The following is a 16,350-nucleotide window of genomic DNA, read 5'->3' as shown; positions in this document are numbered from 1 at the left end:
CCGGTTTTGCTCATGCCGACGCCGACCACCGCACCCACCACAGCGCCGAGTACCACGCAGCCGAGACCGCCAGTCGCCACGGTGACACCCGCCGCCGCAACCACCGCCGCTGTCGCCAAGGCCGTCACGGCCACGTTGGCGGCAATCTCCAGGACTCCACCTAAAACGTCGGCCAGCATGGAACTGTGCAGAAGCGCATCGCCCTCGCGGGCAGCCCAAGGCGTGTCAGTCATGCGTAACGATCCGTGTCTGAAAAAGACTCGGATCAAATCACGCAGTGACGGTATTGCTCAGGTGAGACTTTCCGAGATTCTCGTAAGAACTTTCCCAATGCAGATAGCCATAAAAGAAAATGAACACGTTTCCAGTCGAGGACAGAAATCAGATGCCCCATGAGATTTTTGATGCTCATAGAGCATTGGGTTGATCCCTAAAAGGGGTTGGCTATGGCTTCGCGGACCAGTAGCAACAGCAGGAAATGTGCGGGATACAAGGCATACGCCCAGCGGCGCATGGCCGGTGGCGAGGTGTTTTGGGAGTGTCGCAACAGGACCAGGCCGAGCAGCGGCGCGAGCAGGCAGGCGCTCAATCCCATCAGCGCCACCGGCGTGCCGCTATCGAGCAGGATTTGCCATTGATTGGCAGCCACACACAGCAGCCCCGGCAACACGCTGAAATACCATGGCCGACGAAACACCACCAGCATCGCCAACGGCAGCAACACACCAAAGAAACCGAACATCAGCTGCGTGGAAAATACAGCGCCTATCGCCAGGGCAATCAGTGCCAATCCTCGATCAACAAGCGCCTTCTGCTGCCATCCTCGTGCAACCAGCAGGCCCAGCGCCAATGTGGGCAACACGTTCAACGTATCGGCATCGTCGATAAACAGCCGGTACGGCACTTCGCTGATCACGCTGAACAGCACCAGCCAGCCCAGGTAACGCCATTGGCCGGTGAGCGCTACGTTGCGCATCCGATGCACATTCGCCGCAATCGCCAGGCAAAACCACGGGAACGCCAGGCGTCCCGGCACATACAGGCCGTCCAGGCTCAACCCGACATAACGCAAGTGGTCCAGTACCATGCTCAGCAGCGCCAGCCACTTAAGCAAATCCAAAGCGCCATCGCGGACGCGTCCGACAGGAAACGTTTCAGTACCGTGCATAATTCCCCAGTGACTTTGCATTTACAGTGCGTGCGTGCGCCCGACAATCTTGGTTACAGTGCGCACCAACATCGACCACAGGAATGGGCCATGACCGACAAGAGCCAACAATTCGCCAGCGATAACTATTCCGGCATCTGCCCGGAAGCCTGGGCCGCCATGGAACAAGCCAACCACGGCCATCAACGCGCCTATGGCGATGATGAATGGACCCACCGCGCCGCCGACGGTTTCCGCAACCTGTTCGAGAGCGACTGCGAAGTGTTCTTCGCCTTCAACGGCACCGCCGCCAACTCGCTGGCGCTGTCCTCGTTGTGCCAGAGCTACCATAGCGTGATTTGCTCGGAAACCGCCCACGTCGAAACCGACGAATGCGGCGCGCCGGAGTTTTTCTCCAACGGCTCCAAGCTGCTCACCGCACGCACCGAAAACGGCAAGCTGACCCCGGAGTCGATCCGCGAGATCGCCCTCAAGCGTCAGGATATCCACTACCCCAAACCCCGCGTGGTGACCCTCACCCAGGCCACTGAAGTCGGCAGCGTGTACACCCCGGAAGAAATCCGCGCCATCAGCGCCACCTGCAAAGAGCTCGGCCTGAACCTGCACATGGACGGCGCGCGCTTTGCCAACGCCTGCGCGTTCCTCGGCTGTTCACCGGCCGACCTGACCTGGAAAGCCGGGGTGGACGTGCTGTGCTTTGGCGGCACGAAAAACGGCATGGCCGTGGGCGAAGCGATCCTGTTCTTCAACCACGCCCTGGCCGAAGACTTCGACTACCGCTGCAAACAGGCCGGCCAGCTCGCGTCGAAGATGCGCTTCCTCTCTGCCCCGTGGGTGGGCCTGCTGGAAAACGACGCCTGGCTCAAACACGCGCGCCACGCCAACCACTGCGCGCAGTTGTTGAGCAGCCTGGTGGCGGATATTCCAGGGGTCGAGTTGATGTTTCCGGTGCAGGCCAACGGCGTGTTCCTGCAACTCTCGGAGCCGGCCATTGCCGCGCTGACGGCCAAGGGCTGGCGCTTCTACACCTTCATCGGCAAAGGCGGCGCGCGCTTCATGTGTGCGTGGGACACCGAGGAAGAACGCGTGCGCGAACTGGCGGCGGATATTCGTGAAGTGATGGGCGCCTGAAACGACGGCCCGCGTCGCAGGCTCATGACCTGCGACGCGGGCCTGCAGCAACTGGCTGGCGCATGATTTAACGCCCAACGCCTACCGCTCGCGCATCTGGCTCACCCACGTATGTTCACAAGGCCTTCGGCTGAAGCGCTTGCCATTCATCAATGGGGCCGCGGTTGGTGAGATGGGTCCCGCCGTTGAATTTCACCGCCAGTTTATTGACGGCGTTCAAGGCCGTCGTCACCGCCCCTTCCGCCCAGCCTCCCGTCCACGAAACGTCGTCACCCGCGAGAATGAAGCCATCGGGGTTCGCGCTCGACACACCGTTCATGAACTGAGAAAACAACAAGCGCTGGTACTCGTACTGTCCCGGCAGGTTCATTTTGAACGCGCACAGGAAAAACGGCTGCTCTTCCCAGTTGATTTCAACAAACGGGTTGGTCATGCCGAACTCAGCGGCCAGATTCAACTGATGAGGGGCATACACGCTGTCCAGCAGGGTTGTGCATAACTGCACGTGGGACGGCAGCGGCGCACTGCGATCACCCAGGAATTTGAGGGCGTCATCATTCCAGGTGTAAGACAAAAACAGGCCACTGCCGTTGTGAGGTCCCGGGCTATCGCCATAGTCCAGCAGGTAGGTGCCGCGGGTGATTCGATCCGACAACGTCACACTCATCCTGTACTGCGAATCAGCCTCCCTGTCGGTCCAGAACGGTCGTTTGGTTTGCGCGAAGATTTTTGCCGACTGCATGTAATGGGTGTACATCACCGCTTCCCATTCCTTGCCGGATAACAGGTCATTCATCGCGTTGAAGCGGGCAGCGCCATCCATATAACGGAATTTGTCGAGGACCCGTTTGTGCGGGGTATAGACCACGGCAGGAAAGGTGTATTGGCGGTCGCTTCCCAGGTTGTGATCAAACACCCACACGTCGAACTCGCCATCCGGCCGCCGCAGGATCTGCCGCACTTCCTGCTTCAAAGGCTGAGCGATGACCTGGGTAGTCAGACCTTGGACGGTGGTGCCCGCAGGCCAATGGACCATCGCGTCGCCGAAGATATCCGGGGCACGCGTCCACAGCCGGTTTGGCAGCTCGCTGGAACCGTCATACATCAGCTTGTGGTTGGTATCCAACCCGGTATACAGCACCCGTAACACCTCCAGGAAGCAGTTCGGGTAATCGGTGTTCCAACCGCCAGTGCCGAAGCCGATCTGGCCAAACAGATCGATATCTTCGCGACTCCAACCCGCCTGCTCGACCATCGCGGCAAAAAAACTGAGGTTGTCCCAACCTGCATCAAGGATCGCGTTCCACAAGGCTTTGATCCTGGCCTGATCAAGGCTGCCCTCGGACATTGCCGCTTCCATCTCGGTGAACTTGATCGGATCCTGCTCAAGAAATACTTCGAATAGCTTGCGCTCGATCTCAGCGTAATCAACCGGCAGATTATCGCCTTCGTAATAAACCTGTTTTTGCTGGTAGTCGACGACCGTGCTGGGGGTAGAAGGCGACCCCGGATTGGGAAACTCCGTCGAGTTTTCCCGCATGCCAACTTTGTCGAAATAGTGCATCAACGCCTTGCCTGAAACAGGAAAGCGCATGGCACCCATTTCGCAGATAACACTGTTCGTAGAATCTTGCGGATCACCCACCACATAGGAATACAGTCGCCCACCGATGCGGTCACTGGCCTCTACCACCACCGGGTGCAACCCCATGCGCATGGCTTCATACGCCGCCACCATTCCAGCGACTCCGGCGCCGACGATCAATACCTGGCTGCCATATGCCAGGCGGGATACCTGCGCCAACGGCGTGCCGTTACGGGCGGCCGTATCGAGAAACCGGGCGTAATGAAAAGGAAAGTCTGGAACAAGTGCAGTGACATCGTTGGCAAGCAAGCGCGCGGCGCCTTTACTGCGGGAGGGAATAGCAGACATGGCAATCATCCTTGGCATGTAATGAGGACGTCCACCTACTGCTTAACTGCGAAGGGCGAATACGACGGGTGCGCTGCTCAGCGTAGATACTTGTAGGAAATGTCTCTATATCGCTTAGGAATAAAAAACTGATTCGTAATGCAAACCCCTTGTCAGGGGGGGTTTAGGCAATCAGTTCAGAAAATCCTGAAGTGACTATTTGCGAATACCGATTCAATAATTTATTTAGTTACAAGACTCTTCGTAGCCTCACTCAATAAAAACAGACCGTGATGCCTATGAACACGCCCTCCCACCGATCGGCGGCTGCGCCATCCAGCGCGCTGAAAATCGAAACCCGCTCCATTGACTACGTGCCGCGCAATGAACGCCACGGCAAAGTCTGGCATCAGGCGCCGTTCTGGTTCACCGGTAACTTCGTACTGACCACCCTGGTCACCGGGTTTACCGGCGCAGCGTTGGGGCTGAGCCTGGTGTACGCGATCCTGGCGATTGTCATCGGCGTGTGCCTGGGCACGTTCGCCATGGCGTTCCACGCCAACCAAGGGCCGCGCATGGGTTTGCCGCAGATGATCCAGTCGCGGGCACAGTTTGGCCTGCGCGGGGCAATCGTGCCCTTTATCGCGGTGGTGTTCGTGTACATCGGCTTCAACGTGTTCAACGTGATTCTGGCGACCGACGCCATCAATACCGTGCTGCCCGGCAACCGCGCGCCGTGGTACGCCTTGATGATCATCCTGGCCGTGGTGATTGCCGTGATCGGCCACAACCTCCTGCACACCGTGCAACGCTGGCTGACCTACGTGATGATCAGTGTGTTCGCGGTCCTCACGGTCGCGGCCGTGATCAATCTGCAGGCCGACACGGCAGTGGCCGACGCGCATTTTTCCTGGTCGGCCTTTCTGATCCAGCTTTCAGCCGCCGCGGGTTACCAGATCAGCTACGCCGTCTACGTCTCGGATTATTCGCGCTACCTGCCCCATGACACGCCGTCGCGCAGGGTCATCACCTGGACGTACCTGGGGGCAGCGAGTTCGGCGCTGTGGCTGATGTCGCTGGGGGCGTTTCTCGCCTCGGCGCTGCCCTCACCCGACGCCATCGGCAGCGTGCAGGCGGTGGGCAACCAACTGCTTCCGGGGTTTGGCACCTTTACCGTGTTGATCGCCGTACCCGCACTGGTTGGCATCATGGCGGTCAACTGCTACGGCGCGATGCTGACCGGTATCAGCGCGATTGACGGCTTCATCTCGATCAAACCGGGCATCAAGGCGCGCATCGTGGGGATCAGCCTGGTGGGCGGGGTGATTTTTGCCATCGCCTTGAGTATCCCGCAGAGCTACCTGCAGAGTTTCAATACCTTCGTCTTGCTGATGCTGTATTTCCTGGTGCCCTGGACCGCCGTCAACCTCGCGGACTTCTATGTTGTCCGCAAGGGGCAATACGCAATCAGCGACATCTTCAACCCGGGCGGGATCTACGGCCGCTGGTCGGGTGCCGGGCTTGTTTCCTACTTCCTCGGCCTGGGGGCGATGACACCGTTCATCTCGCTGGGGTTTTACCAAGGGCCCATCGCGAAGGCCTTGGACGGGGCGGATATTGCATTCGTGGTAGGCCTGGCAGTTTCTGCGATTGCCTACTGCCTGCTGTCGTGTACGCGTGACCTGAGCGCTGAGCAACGCGCCATTGAAGCCAGCGAACGCCTGTTTGAAGGCGATGAGTCATGACACCGATACGCGTTGTCTGCCATCAATTGGCACCGCGCCTGGGCGACGCCGACGACAACCGTCGCCTGAGCGAAACGGCGATCCGCAGCGCGGCCACCCTGGGTGCCCACGTGGTGGTGCTGCCCGAACTCATGCAAAGCGGCTACGCGTTCAATGACCTGGCAGAAGCCAGAGCGGTGTCGGAGCCGCTCGATGGCCCGACGCTGAGTCTGTGGAGAGCCCTGGCTATCGAATTGGGCTTGATCGTCGTCGCGGGCTTCTGCGAGCGCCTGAGTGCCGGCCGAGTGGCCAACAGCGCCGCGCTGATTGAGCCCGACGGTAGGCTGACGGTGTACCGCAAGGCGCATCTGTGGGACCGCGAAAAACTCATCTTCACTGCCGGCACTGCCCCGCCGCCACTGGTGGAAACGGCGGTCGGGCGCATTGGCGTGGTGATCTGCTACGACCTCGAGCTGCCCGAGTGGGTCCGCCTGGCGGCCCTGGCCGGTACCGACCTGCTGTGTGCGCCAGTGAATTGGCCGGACAGCCCACGGCCCGCCGCAGAGCGCCCAGGCGAAATCGTCCGCGTGCAGGCCAATGCGGCGGTCAATCGGATGTTTATCGCCGCGTGTGATCGATACGGTGAGGAGCGCGGTGTGAATTGGGTGGGCGGCTCAGTCATTGTCGATGCGGACGGCTATCCGCTGGCCGGCGGGGTCTCCCAGCAACAAGAACAGCGCCTGGTCGCCGACCTGCCGCTGCTACAGGCGCGGAACAAACACATTAGCGAGCATAACCACGTTCATCTGGACCGCCGCCCAGGGCTGTACTGAAACGCCTGGCGCCCGCGCAGGGCGCACGAGCGCGCCTAGAACTCGATCCGCACGTCGCCCTTCGGCACGCTGCAGCACGACAGGATGTAGCCTTCGGCTTCGTCTTCCTCGGTAATCCCGCCGTTGTGGTCCATCTCGACCTCCCCGCCCAGCTTGAGCACCTTGCACGTACCGCAAATCCCCATGCCGCAGGCCTTGGGAATCAGCAGGCCGAGCTTGGCGGCGGCGGCGTGGACGGTTTCACCCGGCGCCACGCGAATGCTCTTGCCCGAGGCGATGAACTCGACCTGATGCAGATCCGCCAGGTCGACTTCCGGCGCGTCGGCGGCTTGTTCGGCCTGTTCCACCGCGTCGGCGCGGGCTTCTGCTGGCGTCGCGCCGAACGACTCTTCGTGATAGCGCGCCATGTCGAAACCAGCGGCTTCGAGCAAGCGCTTCACCGCCGTCATGTACGGCGTAGGGCCGCAGCAGAACACTTCGCGCTCCAGGAAGTCCGGCACCATCAATTCGAGCATCTTGTGGTTCAGGTAGCCGCGATACCCGGCCCAGGGTTCGCCCAGGCCGTGTTTCTCGCAGATCAGGTGCAGGCTGAAGTTGTCGATCCGCGAGGCCATATGTTCCAGCTCGCGGTGATAGATGATGTCTTTGGGTGAGCGCGCACTGTGGATAAACGTCATGTCGACGTTGGCGTTGGTGTCGTAATACCAGCGCGCCATGGACATCACCGGGGTGATGCCGACGCCGCCGCTGAGGTACAGCACCTTGGGATTGCTGAAATCGATGGCATTGAACAGCCCGACCGGCCCGTGTACCGCCAGCTCCTGGCCCTCGTGCAGGGTGTCGTGCAGCCAGTTGGAGACCTTGCCGCCGGGTACGCGCTTGATCGTCACCGAGAAGCTGTAAGGCACCGACGGTGAGCTGGAGATGGTGTAGGAACGCATGATCGGCTGGCCGTCGATTTCCAGCTCCAGGGTGACGAACTGCCCCGGCTTGAAAAAGAACAGGATCGGCTGGTCGGCCATAAAGCAGAAGGTGCGCACGTCCCAGGTTTCCTGGATGACTTTGACGCAACGGACGATGTGCCGACCATTGGCCCAGGTCTGGGTGGTTACCGGATTCAGGAAGTTGCTGGACATGCTGTTCTCCACCGCCGAGGCTCGGCCTTATAGTGGCGATTCTGCGTAACGCGAGAACCACCCATTTACCTATCTGCGACATTCACATACTTATCGCGACCAGCCCCCAACGACATAGGGTTGCGCGTCGGGAACAGATTGGGCCATGTCGCCCATGGATAAGGTTCACCGCAACAGCGGCCCCACACTCGCTGCCAACAACGACGCTTTCTTTACGCCTTGCACTGCACTAACCGTAGCCACTTTTCGCCGGCCACACAGAATGGCCATGAGGACACATACGATGGACGTCACCGCAACCTTAAGCTTGGGCGATCCGCTGGAACCCGCACGCAAGGCCACCGCGCAGATGCTGCAAGAGCGCGAGCGTACATTCTCGCTGCCACAGCCGTTCTACTCTGATGAACGGTTGTTTGATATCGACATGCAGGAGATCTTCCAGAAAGAGTGGTTGATCGCTGGCATGACCTGCGAGATCCCCACCAAGGGCAACTACCTGACCCTGCAAGTGGGCAAGAACCCGATTATCGTGATCCGTGGCGCCGAGGGCGTGGTGCATGCGTTCCACAACGTCTGCCGCCACCGCGGTTCGCGCTTGTGTACCAGCGACAAAGGCAAGGTCGCCAAGCTGGTCTGCCATTACCACCAGTGGACCTACGAACTGGACGGCCGCCTGCTGTTCGCCGGCACCGAGATGGGCGCCGACTTCGACATGAAGCAGTATGGCCTCAAGCCGGTCAACGTGAAGACGGCCGGCGGCTACATCTTCATCAGCCTGGCGCAAAACCCGCCGGCCATCGATGACTTCCTGTCGACCCTGAACCACTACATGGAACCCTACGACATGGAGAACACCAAGGTGGCGGTGCAAACCACCTTGATGGAAAAGGCCAACTGGAAGCTGGTGCTGGAAAACAACCGCGAGTGCTACCACTGCAACGCCTCGCACCCGGAGCTGTTGAAAACCCTGCTCGAATGGGACGACGTCACCGACCCGCGTGCTGACCAGGCCTTCAAAGACCACGTGGCTGCTTCCGCCGCTGCCTGGGACGCCGAGAAGATCCCTTACGCCCACGCCAGCTTCGGCCTGCGCAACCGCATCGTGCGCATGCCACTGCTCAAGGGCACCGTGTCGATGACCCTGGACGGCAAACAGGGCTGCAAAAAGTTGATGGGCCGCATCAAGAACCCGGACCTGGGCTCGATGCGCATCCTGCACCTGCCGCATTCGTGGAACCACTGCATGGGCGACCACGTCATCGTGTTCACCGTGTGGCCGATCAGCGCCCAGGAAACGCTGGTCACCACCAAGTGGCTGGTCCACAAGGACGCGGTCGAAGGCGTGGACTACGACGTGGAGCGCATGCGCCAAGTATGGGACGCCACCAACGACCAGGACCGTCGCCTGGCCGAAGAGAACCAGCGCGGGATCAACTCCACTGCTTACCAGCCGGGCCCTTACTCCAAGACCTACGAGTTTGGCGTGGTGAACTTCGTGGACTGGTACAGCGAGCGCATGCTGAGCAACCTCGGCGCAGCGCCGGCGCCCTACCTCAAAGGCGTGGCCGCCCAGTAACCGACCCTGTGGGAGCGGGCTTGCTCGCTCCCGCATCGGGTGGCGCACTGATCAAAACTTGATCAGGCCCGCTAAACCCCTCTCGCCGCCTGCCCTCCAGCCTTTGCCTAACAACTTATCCACAGAGCCACCCACAGCAATTGTGGGCAAGTGCGCTTTTGACCCGAAAATAAATCAAGAAAATCCGTGACTTATTTGACTTGGGCGTTTTAAGACGCAACTGGTCAATTTTTGAACAACTCCGCGCAAGCCATATAAAACGTGCCCTGCAGCGGTACGCGAACACCTTATCCACAGAAGCACCAACAGACTTTGGGGGCAACTTTGACCAGGCTGTGGAAAACCCGCTAAAACCTTCATAAACCGGGCTATCCAAGCGTTTCAGAGCGGAAAAGGCGGCAATTGATCATATTTCAACCAGATCAGCGCAGGCCTTTATTTATAAGGGCTACAGAGGAAAGCGAACATCTTATCCACAGAAGCGCCAACAGACTTTGGGGGCAAGTCTGCACAGGACAATCACCTTGAACACAGAAAAACCCAAGGAAAAACCGCAAGTTACCCTGGTTGTTTTTCGTACAGAGGGCTGCAGGGCTTGATTTACAGGGGGTGTGGACAGCCGCGAACAGGTTATCCACAGACGGGTCAACAGGGATTGTGGGTAACCACACTCCCCGTCCAGGATCAGCGAACCACGCCTTCCTCAACCAGCAGTTTGAGAATGGCTTCAGCGCCCGCTTCCGGGCTGAGGCCCTTGAGCACCTGCCCACCGCCGCCACTGGCCTTGGCCGTGGCCGCCTTCATCCGATCCGCGCCGCTCTTGGCCTTGATCACCTTGAGCCGCTTGGGCCGGGGCTTGGCCGGTTGCAGCACGGCACCTGTGAATAACTCATCCTCTGCAACCTCGACTTCGTGGGCCGCCAGTTCGCCGCGTTGCGCCGGGCCATACGCGCTTTGCCGAGGCTTGGGCGCAGCGTTATCCACTGTGGCCAGAAACGGCAGGCGCACCTTCAAGCGCCGCCGCTGCCCGCGTGGCAAGGCTTGCAGCACGTGGGCCACGCCGCTGTCGATGGACTCCACCTGCGCCAGCCCGACAATCAGCGGCCAGCCCAGGTGTTCGGCGAGCAGGAACGGCAGCATCCCCGAACCTTCGCCGGTTTCGGCCTGGCTGCCGGTGAGCACCACCTGGGCACCGGCGTCGCGCAGATACTCGCTGAGCACCGGCAAGGCATCCGCGCCGGCCGGTTGTTCGAGGACATGCAATTGCGCCAGCCCCATGCCCAGGTAGCTGCGCAGCGTGGGCTCGGCGATGTTGCCGGCATGCAGCACCTGCAACTTATCCCCAGCCATCTGCAGGCCCAGCTCGACCGCGCGCGCGTCCTGCTCGGCGCGGCGCGGGCGCCCGGAGGTGGGGTGGGCGCCGATGGAAACCAGACTGATTACATACGTGTTCATGGCCCTATCCTTTGCTTAAGCCGCATCGCGCTTGGCGCCGTTGCGGAAGGCCTCGACCGCAGCGATCAAGGCTTGCAGAATCGCGGCGCTGTCGCCGATCACCGACAGGTCGGCACGCTTGATCATGTCGCAGCCCGGGTCGAGGTTGATCGCCACCACCTTGTCGCAGGCGCCGATGCCTTGCAGGTGCTGGATCGCCCCGGAGATACCGACCGCCACATACACCCGCGCCGTGACCCAGGTGCCGCTCGCGCCGACCTGACGATCACGCGCCATGAAGCCATCGTCCACCGCGACCCGCGAGGCGCCTTCGGTAGCGCCCAGGGCGGCGGCGGCCTGGTGGAACAGCGCCCAGTCCTTCACGCCGTTGCCGCCAGAGAAAATGAACTCGGCCTCGGCCATCGGAATCGCCGCCGGGTCCACCGCCACCGCGCCGAGGTCTTCGATGCGCGGCAGGCGCCGCGCCAGGGCTGTGGATAACTCCACGGGCAGCACTTCATGACGGATCTCGCTGACCGGATCGGCGCATTCAGCGGCGGCCAGGATCAGCCGCGGCAGCGGCCGCGCCAAATCTTGCTGACCGGCACCGGCACGGCCGATGCACTGCTCGCCCTTGATCTGCCAGACCCGCGTGGCCGGGCGCTCCTTGAGGCTGGCGGCAAAACGCCGGCCCAGTTCGCCGCCACCGCTGCGGCTGTCCGGCAGCAACCAATGGCGCGGGTTGAACTGGTTATCCACAGCCCGCAGGCCCTGCACGCGTTGCTCCGGTGAATAACCGTCGAAGGCGTGACCTTCCAGCACCAGCAGGCGGTCGACACCGGCCGTGGCAAACGCGTTTTCTTTGTGTTCACCAAACACCACGGCCAGCACTGCACCGTCACTGCCAGCGAGTTGCCGGGCCAGGCCGAGCAGGTCACGGTCGTGGCTGCTCAGGCGGCCGCCGACCATGTCCGGCACCACGTTGATGTAGAACGCAGGTGCCGCCACCTGATGCAGCGGCAACTGCACGTCCACTGTCGCCGTGCGCTTCGCCGCGCCGCCCTGTTGGGCGCCGCTGCGGTCGATGCGCTTGATGCCGTTGGGACCGATAAAACCGACACCGTGGACGTTTTTGCGGATGACGCCGTTGGGCCCCATCCAGCTGTGTTGCGCCGGTTGCATCGCCGCATGCAGCGGGTGCAGGCGGTTACGGGCGATCCATTGCGCGCGTGGATCGCGGCGGATAATGTCGCTCATCAATGCACCTCCGCGGGTTCACGTTTGATCGGTGATTTGGCGGGCACGGCGTCGTCGAGCAACGCATCGGCCACCAGCTCGGCGATGTCTTTGATCAGTGGGCGCGGTTCGACCACGCCTTCGAGCATCGCGGTGCATTGCGGGCAGCCCACAGCCACCAGCTCGGCGCCGGTTTCGCGGATGTCGTCCATGCGCATATCGGGGATACGTTGCTTGCCGGGAATGTCGGTGATCGGCGCGCCGCCGCCGCCGCCACAGCAGCGCGAACGGAAGCCCGAGCGCTGCATTTCCTTGACCTCGATACCCAACGCACGCAGCACTTGGCGCGGCGCCTCGTATTCGCCGTTGTAGCGGCCCAGGTAGCACGGGTCGTGATAGGTCACGCTGTTGCCTTTGTATTGGCCCAGGTTCAACGCGCCGTCGCCGATCAGCTCGGCCATGAAGGTGCTGTGGTGCTGTACGACATAGTCACCGTTGAAGGCGCCGTATTCGTTTTTCAGCACATGGAAACTGTGCGGGTCGCAGGTCACGATGCGCGTGAAGCTGTACTTGGCCAGGGTCTGGATATTGCGCGTGGCCAACAGTTGGAAGGTCGCTTCATCGCCCAAACGCCGGGCCACGTCGCCGCTGTCGCGCTCTTCCAGGCCGAGCACCGCGAAGTCGACCTTGGCCGCTTTCAGCACTTTGACGAAGGCGCGCAGGGTGCGTTGGTTGCGCATGTCGAAGGCGCCGTCGCCGACCCAGAACAGTACATCGGCGCTGCCCTTTTCGCTGAGCAATGGCAGGTTCAAATCCGCCGCCCAGTTCAGCCGGCCGCCCGGTGCGAAGCCGCCGGGGTTGTCGGTGGCGATCAGGTTTTCGAGGACTTCGGCGCCCTTGTTCGGCGTGGCACCTTTTTCCAGGGTGAGGTGGCGGCGCATGTCGACGATGGCGTCCACGTGCTCGATCATCATCGGGCACTCTTCCACGCAGGCGCGGCAGGTGGTGCACGACCAGAGGGTGTCGGCGTCCACCAGGCCGTTAACGATTGGCTGGTGCGGGTTGCCGCTGTGTTCGCCGATCGGTTTTCCAGGATACGGGCTGCCGGCGAACTTGGCATCGGTGCCGCCGGCCAGGCCGACGACCATGTCCTGAATCAGCTTTTTCGGGTTCAGCGGCTGGCCGGCGGCGAACGCCGGGCACGCCGCTTCGCACTTGCCGCACTGCACGCAGGCGTCAAAACCGAGCAATTGGTTCCAGGTGAAATCCTTGGGTTTTTCCACACCCAGGGGCGCGTTTTTATCGTTCAGGTCCAACGGTTTCAAGCCGGTGGAACGGCCACCACCGAAGCGCTCGGCGCGGCGGTGCCAGGCCAGGTGCAAGGCACCGGCGAAGGCGTGCTTCATCGGCCCGCCCCAGGTCATGCCGAAGAACATTTCCGACACGCCCCACAGCACGCCCACGCTCAGCAGCGCAGCCAGCAACCAACCACCGAAGTCCGCCGGCAGAATCCCGGCCACCGGCAAGGTCACCAGGAAGAAGCTCAGCGAAAACGCCATCAGGCTTTTCGGCAGGCGCATCCACGGGCCTTTCGACAGGCGCGCTGGAGGATTACGCCGACGCAGATACACAAACGTGGCGCCGACAAACATCAGCACCGACGCCAGCAACAACGCATAGCCGAGGATGCGGTTATGCAGGCCGAAACCGTGCACCAGGATCGCCAGCAGCGCCGACAGCACAAAACCCAACGCCGTGGCGACGTGGGTGTTGGCGATGTATTTGTCGCGGGCGACCACGTGGTGCAAGTCGACCATGTAGCGCTTGGGCATGGCCAGCAGACCGCCCAGCAGGTCGACCTTGGACGCACGGCCACGACGCCACATGGCGGCCCGCCGCAGTGCGCCCAGGACGGCAAGGCCCAGTGCTGCAAACAGCAGAATCGGAAGAAGAGTATTCAACATGGTGAAGCTCCCACAGACCACACAGATCTAGTGTGAAACCGGGCCCTAAATGTGGGAGGGGGCTTGCCCCCGATGGCGGACTGTCAGTTGATACAGCTGTAGCTGACCCACCGCTATCGGGGGCAAGCCCCCTCCCACATTTTCAGACCAAGTCCACATTGGTTCGGTGTCGGGTCAGAAATCCTTGCACAAGCGCAGGGCGTCATAGATCGCAGCGTGGGTATTGCGCTGCGCCACACAGTCACCGATGCGGAACAGCAAATAGCCCTCGCCCGCTTCGCTCAGGCACGGTTGCGGCTTGATCGCGAACAGCGCTTCGATGTCCATCTGGCCCTTGTTGCGCGAGCCGGGCTTGAGGGCGTAGTAGATCTCTTCATCCGGACGCACGCCGTTCTCGACGACCACCTGATCGACCACCCGCTCCTCTTTGGCGCCGGTGTATTCGTTCTCCAGCACCGCCACCAGCTTGTCGCCTTCGCGGTAGACCTTTTCCAGCATCATGTCGCCGGTCATGATCACTTCCTTGGGGTACATGCTGCGGTAGTAAGTCGGGAACGACGTACCGCCGACGGCCACGCCCGGCTTGATGTCGTCGGTGACGATCTCGACCTGGCTGCCCTTGTCCGCGAGGAAGTCCGCCACCGACATGCCGGTGAATTCACAGATGGTGTCGTAGACCAGCACGTTCTTGCCCGGCGCCACTTTGCCGTCGAGTACGTCCCAACTGCTGACCACCAGGCCTTCGGCCGCGCCCCAGTGTTCGTTCTGTTCCAGGAACGGATGCCCGCCCACCGCCAGCACCACCACGTCCGGGCGCAGGTCGAGGATCGCTTCGGCATTCGCCGCCACGCCCAGGCGCAGGTCAACGTTCAAACGCGCCAGTTCCAGTTGGAACCAGCGGGTGATCCCGGCGATCTGGTCGCGCTGCGGCGCTTTGGACGCGGTGGTGATTTGCCCACCGATAAAGGCTTTTTTCTCGAACAGGGTCACGTCGTGGCCACGTTCAGCGGCAACGCGCGCGGCTTCCATCCCGGCGGGACCGGCACCGACCACCACCACCTTGCGCTTGGGCCCGGTGGATTTTTCGATAATGTGCGGCACGCCCATGTATTCACGGGAAGTGGCGGCGTTCTGGATGCACAGCACATCCAGGCCCTGGTACTGGCGGTCGATGCAATAGTTGGCGCCGACGCACTGCTTGATCTGGTCGATCTGGCCCATCTTGATCTTGGCGATCAGGTGCGGGTCGGCGATGTGGGCGCGGGTCATGCCGACCATGTCCACATAGCCGCCTTCGAGGATGCGCGTGGCCTGGTTCGGGTCCTTGATGTTCTGCGCGTGCAGCACCGGGGCCTTGACCACTTCCTTGATCCCGGCCGCCAAATGCAGGAACGGCTCCGGTGGATAACTCATGTTCGGGATGACGTTGGCCAGGGTGTTGTGCGTATCGCAACCCGAGCCGACCACGCCGATAAAGTCGAGCATGCCGGTGTCGTCGTAGTACTTGGCGATCTGCTTCATGTCCTCGTGGGACAAGCCGTCCGGGTGGAATTCATCGCCGCACAGGCGGATACCGACGCAGAAGTCCGGGCCCACCTCGGCACGCACCGCCTTGAGCACTTCAAGGCCGAAACGCATGCGGTTTTCAAAGCTGCCGCCCCATTCATCGGTACGCTTGTTGACGCGCGGGCTCCAGAACTGGTCGATCATGTGCTGGTGCACCGCCGACAATTCCACGCCGTCCAGGCCACCGGCCTTGGCCCGCGCCGCTGCGCTGGCGTAGTTGCCGATCACGCGCCAGATCTCTTCCGGCTCGATGGTCTTGCAGGTCGCACGGTGTACCGGCTCACGGATGCCCGAGGGCGACAGCAGGGTCGGCCAATGCTCGCCGTCCCAGCGCGAGCGGCGGCCCATGTGGGTAATCTGGATCATGATCTTGGCGCCATGCTTGTGCATGGCATCGGCCAGGTTCTGGAAGTGCGGGATGATCCGGTCGTCGGCCAGGTTCACCGACTTCCACCAGCCTTGCGGGCTGTCGATCGCCACGCTGGAAGAGCCGCCGCAGATGGCCAGGCCGATCCCGCCCTTGGCTTTCTCTTCGTAGTACTTCACATAGCGGTCGGTGGTCATGCCGCCGTCGGTGGCATACACCTCGGCGTGGGCGGTACTGAGCACGCGGTTGCGGATGGTCAGTTTGCCGATCTGGATCGGCGCGAACATTGCTTCGAAAGCCATG

The 16,350-nt window shown here is 61.6% G+C and carries 12 protein-coding genes; 4 read left to right on the top strand and 8 right to left on the bottom strand.

Translation table 11 applies throughout. The annotated features are described in order from the left end of the window. The coding region (locus tag ACP7CJ_RS08480) for a hypothetical protein (RefSeq protein WP_426100007.1) at positions 1-233 on the bottom strand (233 nt) is incomplete at its 3' end. A gap of 197 nt (positions 234-430) precedes the next feature. After that, the gene (locus tag ACP7CJ_RS08475; RefSeq protein ID WP_426100006.1) at positions 431-1,168 is read right to left on the bottom strand and encodes a TraX family protein; all 738 of its coding nucleotides are present in this window, start codon (positions 1,166-1,168) and stop codon (positions 431-433) included. 90 nt (positions 1,169-1,258) lie between these two features. On the opposite strand from ACP7CJ_RS08475, the gene ACP7CJ_RS08470 reads away from it, so the two are divergent. Continuing rightward, entirely contained in the window at positions 1,259-2,299 is a 1,041-nt protein-coding gene (locus ACP7CJ_RS08470) for a threonine aldolase family protein (protein WP_426100005.1), read from the top strand. 115 nt (positions 2,300-2,414) lie between these two features. On the opposite strand, the gene ACP7CJ_RS08465 is transcribed toward ACP7CJ_RS08470, so the two are convergent. After that, positions 2,415-4,232: a flavin monoamine oxidase family protein gene (locus ACP7CJ_RS08465; RefSeq protein ID WP_276195213.1), complete on the bottom strand. Its 1,818-nt coding sequence runs from the start codon at positions 4,230-4,232 to the stop codon at positions 2,415-2,417. Between the two features lie 278 nt (positions 4,233-4,510). On the opposite strand from ACP7CJ_RS08465, the gene ACP7CJ_RS08460 reads away from it, so the two are divergent. After that, positions 4,511-5,956 (top strand): purine-cytosine permease family protein, encoded by a 1,446-nt coding sequence (locus ACP7CJ_RS08460; protein ID WP_426100004.1) that lies wholly within the window; start codon positions 4,511-4,513, stop codon positions 5,954-5,956. Beyond that, complete coding sequence (locus ACP7CJ_RS08455) at positions 5,953-6,768, top strand: nitrilase-related carbon-nitrogen hydrolase (protein ID WP_276195214.1); 816 nt, start codon at positions 5,953-5,955, stop codon at positions 6,766-6,768. The genes ACP7CJ_RS08460 and ACP7CJ_RS08455 overlap by 4 nt, the downstream gene beginning before the upstream one ends. A 35-nt stretch (positions 6,769-6,803) precedes the next feature. Here ACP7CJ_RS08455 and gbcB read toward each other — a convergent pair whose 3' ends face one another. Continuing rightward, positions 6,804-7,904 (bottom strand): glycine-betaine demethylase subunit GbcB, encoded by a 1,101-nt coding sequence (gene gbcB / locus ACP7CJ_RS08450; RefSeq protein WP_276195215.1) that lies wholly within the window; start codon positions 7,902-7,904, stop codon positions 6,804-6,806. A gap of 283 nt (positions 7,905-8,187) precedes the next feature. On the opposite strand from gbcB, the gene gbcA reads away from it, so the two are divergent. After that, positions 8,188-9,480 carry a glycine-betaine demethylase subunit GbcA gene (gene gbcA / locus ACP7CJ_RS08445; RefSeq protein ID WP_426100003.1) on the top strand — a complete coding sequence of 431 codons (1,293 nt, stop codon included), beginning with the start codon at positions 8,188-8,190 and terminating at the stop codon, positions 9,478-9,480. Between the two features lie 684 nt (positions 9,481-10,164). Here the strand turns inward: gbcA and ACP7CJ_RS08440 are convergent. The 4 genes from ACP7CJ_RS08440 to dgcA all read right to left on the bottom strand — a co-directional run bounded on the left by ACP7CJ_RS08440 (position 10,165) and on the right by dgcA (position 16,349). Then, positions 10,165-10,935 carry an electron transfer flavoprotein subunit beta gene (locus ACP7CJ_RS08440; RefSeq protein WP_426100002.1) on the bottom strand — a complete coding sequence of 257 codons (771 nt, stop codon included), beginning with the start codon at positions 10,933-10,935 and terminating at the stop codon, positions 10,165-10,167. A 15-nt stretch (positions 10,936-10,950) separates the two neighbouring features. Beyond that, positions 10,951-12,171 (bottom strand): electron transfer flavoprotein subunit alpha/FixB family protein, encoded by a 1,221-nt coding sequence (locus ACP7CJ_RS08435; RefSeq protein WP_426100001.1) that lies wholly within the window; start codon positions 12,169-12,171, stop codon positions 10,951-10,953. Then, positions 12,171-14,114: a dimethylglycine demethylation protein DgcB gene (dgcB, locus tag ACP7CJ_RS08430; RefSeq protein ID WP_426100000.1), complete on the bottom strand. Its 1,944-nt coding sequence runs from the start codon at positions 14,112-14,114 to the stop codon at positions 12,171-12,173. The genes ACP7CJ_RS08435 and dgcB overlap by 1 nt, the downstream gene beginning before the upstream one ends. A gap of 174 nt (positions 14,115-14,288) precedes the next feature. Beyond that, positions 14,289-16,349: a dimethylglycine demethylation protein DgcA gene (gene dgcA, locus ACP7CJ_RS08425; protein WP_426099999.1), complete on the bottom strand. Its 2,061-nt coding sequence runs from the start codon at positions 16,347-16,349 to the stop codon at positions 14,289-14,291. Between the last annotated feature and the right edge of the window lies 1 nt (position 16,350).

Source organism: Pseudomonas sp. PSPC3-2 (assembly GCF_049897085.1).
GTDB classification, from domain to species: domain Bacteria; phylum Pseudomonadota; class Gammaproteobacteria; order Pseudomonadales; family Pseudomonadaceae; genus Aquipseudomonas; species Aquipseudomonas paraveronii.
This window is presented reverse-complemented; position numbering and strand designations above follow the sequence as displayed.

Excerpts from the sequence above, each read along its gene's own strand:
- gbcA (WP_426100003.1), top strand. The coding sequence starts at position 8,188 with ATGGACGTCACCGCAACCTTAAGCTTGGGCGATCCGCTGGAACCCGCA.
- ACP7CJ_RS08440 (WP_426100002.1), bottom strand. The coding sequence starts at position 10,935 with ATGAACACGTATGTAATCAGTCTGGTTTCCATCGGCGCCCACCCCACC.
- gbcB (WP_276195215.1), bottom strand. The coding sequence starts at position 7,904 with ATGTCCAGCAACTTCCTGAATCCGGTAACCACCCAGACCTGGGCCAAT.
- ACP7CJ_RS08435 (WP_426100001.1), bottom strand. The coding sequence starts at position 12,171 with ATGAGCGACATTATCCGCCGCGATCCACGCGCGCAATGGATCGCCCGT.
- ACP7CJ_RS08460 (WP_426100004.1), top strand. The coding sequence starts at position 4,511 with ATGAACACGCCCTCCCACCGATCGGCGGCTGCGCCATCCAGCGCGCTG.
- ACP7CJ_RS08465 (WP_276195213.1), bottom strand. The coding sequence starts at position 4,232 with ATGTCTGCTATTCCCTCCCGCAGTAAAGGCGCCGCGCGCTTGCTTGCC.
- dgcA (WP_426099999.1), bottom strand. The coding sequence starts at position 16,349 with ATGGCTTTCGAAGCAATGTTCGCGCCGATCCAGATCGGCAAACTGACC.
- ACP7CJ_RS08475 (WP_426100006.1), bottom strand. The coding sequence starts at position 1,168 with ATGCACGGTACTGAAACGTTTCCTGTCGGACGCGTCCGCGATGGCGCT.
- dgcB (WP_426100000.1), bottom strand. The coding sequence starts at position 14,114 with ATGTTGAATACTCTTCTTCCGATTCTGCTGTTTGCAGCACTGGGCCTT.
- ACP7CJ_RS08455 (WP_276195214.1), top strand. The coding sequence starts at position 5,953 with ATGACACCGATACGCGTTGTCTGCCATCAATTGGCACCGCGCCTGGGC.
- ACP7CJ_RS08470 (WP_426100005.1), top strand. The coding sequence starts at position 1,259 with ATGACCGACAAGAGCCAACAATTCGCCAGCGATAACTATTCCGGCATC.